This is a genomic window from Ohtaekwangia sp. (assembly GCF_036786105.1).
Classification (GTDB): domain Bacteria; phylum Bacteroidota; class Bacteroidia; order Cytophagales; family Cyclobacteriaceae; genus Ohtaekwangia.
The window spans coordinates 9505-13704 of record NZ_DAIQRQ010000092.1; the positions used below are offsets into that span (position 1 = coordinate 9505).

General features: G+C 43.2%; 5 protein-coding genes. 2 read left to right on the top strand and 3 right to left on the bottom strand.

All coding sequences use genetic code 11. The features are described 5' to 3' along the window. Positions 1–61: 61 nt before the first annotated feature. Entirely contained in the window at positions 62–538 is a 477-nt protein-coding gene (locus tag V7Q33_RS22070; protein WP_333821302.1) for a DUF4440 domain-containing protein, read from the bottom strand. Positions 539–755: 217 nt separating this feature from the next. Continuing rightward, a complete protein-coding gene (locus V7Q33_RS22075) occupies positions 756–1217 on the bottom strand; it encodes a nuclear transport factor 2 family protein (RefSeq protein WP_333821303.1) in 462 nt (153 codons plus the stop codon). 530 nt (positions 1218–1747) lie between these two features. On the opposite strand from V7Q33_RS22075, the gene V7Q33_RS22080 reads away from it, so the two are divergent. Further along, a complete protein-coding gene (locus V7Q33_RS22080; protein ID WP_333821304.1) occupies positions 1748–3244 on the top strand; it encodes a glycerophosphodiester phosphodiesterase family protein in 1497 nt (498 codons plus the stop codon). 157 nt (positions 3245–3401) lie between these two features. Here the strand turns inward: V7Q33_RS22080 and V7Q33_RS22085 are convergent, their stop codons facing one another. Beyond that, entirely contained in the window at positions 3402–3647 is a 246-nt protein-coding gene (locus V7Q33_RS22085; RefSeq protein WP_333821305.1) for a hypothetical protein, read from the bottom strand. Between the two features lie 149 nt (positions 3648–3796). Here V7Q33_RS22085 and V7Q33_RS22090 point away from each other — a divergent pair. Next, on the top strand, positions 3797–4200 hold a 404-nt coding region (locus V7Q33_RS22090), incomplete at its 3' end, for a hypothetical protein (RefSeq protein WP_333821306.1).

The following is a 4200-nucleotide window of genomic DNA, read 5'->3' on the forward strand; positions in this document are numbered from 1 at the left end:
AGCGTAAAGCATGTGTGTGGGCGTTGTTGGTGAAGAACACCAACAAGGGCAGGGGAGGAAGCTATTTATTGCAATAGCTTCCTTTGCAGGAGAGAGTGGTCAGTGCAATGCTCGTAATAATCCATCGATTGTTTTGCTTTCTCCACATCCTCCAGTATTTGCCTGTGACTTCAGACTTTGAAGAATCACCTTTCTCCGTCCACGTTTCTGTCCATGTACCCGTATCATAGGCAGTATCGTGCTTATCATTTGATTCCGCTTTTTCAACTCCAAAATATAGGCGAATATCCGGGCGATTGGCGTATAACCGCTGGGTAATAAACTTCAGCTTTTGCAAACCGGTAGCTGTCCCTCCGCTATAGGTTATCGAAAAGAGTGTGTCAATATAGCTGTAATAGGCCGATGTATCCTTTAGGTTAAAAGCTTTATCCCATCGTTGGCTCACATTCTGTATGGTGTCACTAAACGTGGCTGCCTTTTGCGCGGCGGCACAGTATGTGCTAAAGAGTAATACAAAGATCAAACGGTAATGATTCATGGATGGTATCTTCCATTAGAAGTTAGCGTTAAATTTCAACTCATCCAAATGTAGGGGGCCAGTTCCTTGGGCCACGCCAATATTTCGTCTTTTTTTCTCGCCAACTGAGTTCAGCATAGGTGAAACATCCGATTATTGAATAGCTCTGTGTTCTCTCGAGTCATTGTTGATGCTCTTCACCAACAAACACGCCCAGTAGGACGAATTAATACACCTCCTAAAACATCGGATGTTGATTAGCTGATTTCTCTGGAACTTCTTGTATCACATCCCAATGCTCAACTATTCGATTATCCTTTACTCTGAAAATTTCAGCAATGGCGGTTAGTTTGCCCGTTGGCCCGAAGGTTTTTACATGTAGAAAAACCAGATCGCCATCCGCGGCCACATGCTGAAAATTAACTTTTCCCTTTGGAACGTCTTTCATCCAAATTTGGACCGCATTTTTCAATGCCTCGGCACCATCCGCTAATGCGGGATTATGCTGAATATAATCCAAAGCTATATACTTGTCGATTACAGAATAGTCTTTGTCGCCAAACAGGCCCTGATAAAAAGAGACAACGATTTTTTTATTGGCTTCTTCCTGTTTAAAATTTCTTTTCATTTGCGCCATTGTAACAAAACCGGTTCCGCATAAAGCCAGCGCCATCATTCGTTTTAGAGTCAAAATTTTCATTTTCCTGTTTTTTAAAAGATTGCACGTTCGTTTTTTCCTGTGTTCACCTTTGCAGTGCGCGTCAACGTTCTGTTTTTGATGAATGATGTAAAGATTGCATCATGCAATGCGAAAAGAAATTGAACAAGTTCAATAAATCACGCTTTTCCTGGTGAAATAAATCAGTAAGCGTGGGAAATTACCCGGGAACACGTCATACTTTAAAGGAAGCGGGCTCTTTCATATCCACAAATACCGCTATATATAGTATACCGATCTATTGTTTCATCCCCCTATCAATCGGTTTTTTTTCTTAACAATTCGTTAACGGACTAACACTAATACCTCGCTATAGCGCGAGCGTATTTAAGGTTACATGGCCATACGTAAATATATAGCCTGCTAATACTGGTGTTACTACAGGCTATACCTCACACCCGGAACAAACCCGCGGCACACATCACACTATACATCATCACCTAAAAAATTAAACAATTAAATGTTTCAACGCTGAAAACGTTGACTGGAATCAAAAGGTAAATTCTATGAAAATGAGCAGATTTTTACTCTCACTTGTATTGTTGGTAGTGCTTGGCAGCGACTTGCACGCGCAGGTAAAGAATGTAAACTATATTATCAATTACCTGAGGCACCCCAAGAATGATCTTGTTGCTGTATGCGCCCATCGCGGTTACTGGCGTGAAGGTTGGGTGCCTGAAAATTCGCTACCCGCTATTCAGCGTGCTTTTGATGTAGGTATTGAAATGGTGGAGCTTGATATAAAACTAAGTTCCGATGGTGTACCGGTGCTAAGTCATGATCAAACGCTGGGCAGGTGCACGAATGTACGCCAGGTTTTTGGCCATCAAAATCCTCCTGTAAATTGGTATACCAGTGGCGATCTCCAGAAACTGCAACTATATGACCATAATGGCTGGGGCAACCTTTCGCAGTTTCATTTGCCTACGTTAGAGCAGGCTCTTGATTATATACGTGAGAAAAATATAGCAATCGTGGTTGCCCTGGATATTAAAGACAAGGCAGCGACCAGAGCTTGCTGGGAGGTTGTGAAGCGGAAAGCCAACGCTTGGGGAACACCTGCGTACGATTGGGTGATCTTCAAGTTAAATGCAACCATTTACGGACAGGATCCCGGGCAGCTTGAAAACGATCTGCGCTTGTGGAAGGACGGCCATTGGACTGGTTTTAATAAGCTTGAGTATTATGCCTATAATTTCAAGTTTATTCCTGTATTCACCACCAATATGTATCGCAAGCTTGACTGTTTGCAAACGTATAAGAATTACAGAAACAAGCCTTACTTTATTGCTGTTGAAGTAGACTACAAACAACATGGGGGCATTCACAAGGATATTGTGGATGAAGCAAATCGCAATGGCAAAACGCTTGTCTGTTTCAATGCGTTGCCGGATGCAGGCGGAGACAGATTCTGGAAGAACGACTGGAGTGGTACGTATACCCTTCGTGATATATTCTACCACGACCCTAGTGGATGGCCCAATGACACTGACGATAAAAGAGGAGACTGGAATTTTTTGTTAAGCTGGAATTGCAGGTTTATTACAACGGATGAACCGGTAAACCTGATAAATGATTTTTTGAATAAAAAAGGCAAGCGTAACGTAAACTGGTATATATGGTCGTGGGCGCGCAGGGCGGGCGATAACGACTCTACCACTGTGAGCAATCCTGTAGATTCTCTCGACCAAAGTATAGATACCGATGTGTCGGTTACAGATGTGGTAGCTCCTGTAGTGGGCGACAGTCTGAAAATATTCCCCAATCCTACCGATGGTCCGCTCAATGTTATTATTCAAAACCAGGTAAAAGGGAAGACTCTTTTTATCCTTTATGATCTTGGCGGTAATCCTATTCTTACAGAAGGCATCGACATTGATGAGCAGGGGCTTCAGGAGATAGATATGTTGAATCTTGATGATCGTGGTGTTAAACCAGGCATCTATATGCTACAGGCTACGCTTCCGGATGGGCGTAAATTACTGCCTACCCGCATTGTAGTGCACTGACGCACTACTGAACGGGTCGTTATCACATATTTATAGTAAGCATTACACATTATCCTGCTATGCATCGGCATGCAGGATAATGTTCTTAATTATGCCCTTGTTGATGAAGAATACCAGCAAGGGCAGAAGGATAGAAAGGCCTTGAAACGGGAACGTACTACTCCATCCATCGCACAATACGCCAGCGATCGGGCTTTTTACTAGTATAATTTTCGATATTTACTATACCGGATAAATCCGGTTTTCGGGTTATTGCGTAAGCTATATCGCTATAAATCTTACTCATCTCTATAGCAATCAGTTTCAGTCTGTGCAGACGTCTATATTGGGTTGGTAAGTATATACCCGTTACAAGGGCGCCTGAAAATATACCACGATTTGCAGGAAGAGTGGTTTGCGCCATTTTGTAATGAATGTTTTTTAGTGCTATAGAAGCAGAAAAGTTACTTCTGCATTTACGCTCTGTGCCATTGGCGCTATCTTCACTGGCACGTAACCAACCCGAAGTAAAACCATTTTCAGCAACGGCCTACCTGCCTTTAACCTCCTGTCATGATTCGATCTTTACTCTTCTTTCTTGCTTTTCTTTGCACGCTTGCCACTATACAAACAGTTTCTGCGCAGTCATTCCCGGTAAGTATAACAACCAGCATCAGCAGCCCCTATACGCCTTATCTCGCTGACTATACCGAGCCAGCTTCACAAAAGCTCATGGTAAACATCCTGTTAAGAGATCACACCGTACCGGAGTATAGCTGCAAGTTTCGCCTCACCATTGAAGGGGTTGGCATCACCATTCGTACCAAATCTTATTTTATGCCTCCGCCCACGCAGTTACAGGGAGGCGTACCTACTATACTCTATGGCGAAGATCTCGCCGAATATTTTAATCCCGCCAACCTCGATTTCTCCGGCATCAGCCGGGGCGATTACACCAAAGGTGCAAAGCTCCCGGA

Excerpts from the sequence above, each read along its gene's own strand:
- V7Q33_RS22070 (WP_333821302.1), bottom strand. The coding sequence starts at position 538 with ATGAATCATTACCGTTTGATCTTTGTATTACTCTTTAGCACATACTGT.
- V7Q33_RS22075 (WP_333821303.1), bottom strand. The coding sequence starts at position 1,217 with ATGAAAATTTTGACTCTAAAACGAATGATGGCGCTGGCTTTATGCGGA.
- V7Q33_RS22080 (WP_333821304.1), top strand. The coding sequence starts at position 1,748 with ATGAGCAGATTTTTACTCTCACTTGTATTGTTGGTAGTGCTTGGCAGC.
- V7Q33_RS22085 (WP_333821305.1), bottom strand. The coding sequence starts at position 3,647 with ATGGCGCAAACCACTCTTCCTGCAAATCGTGGTATATTTTCAGGCGCC.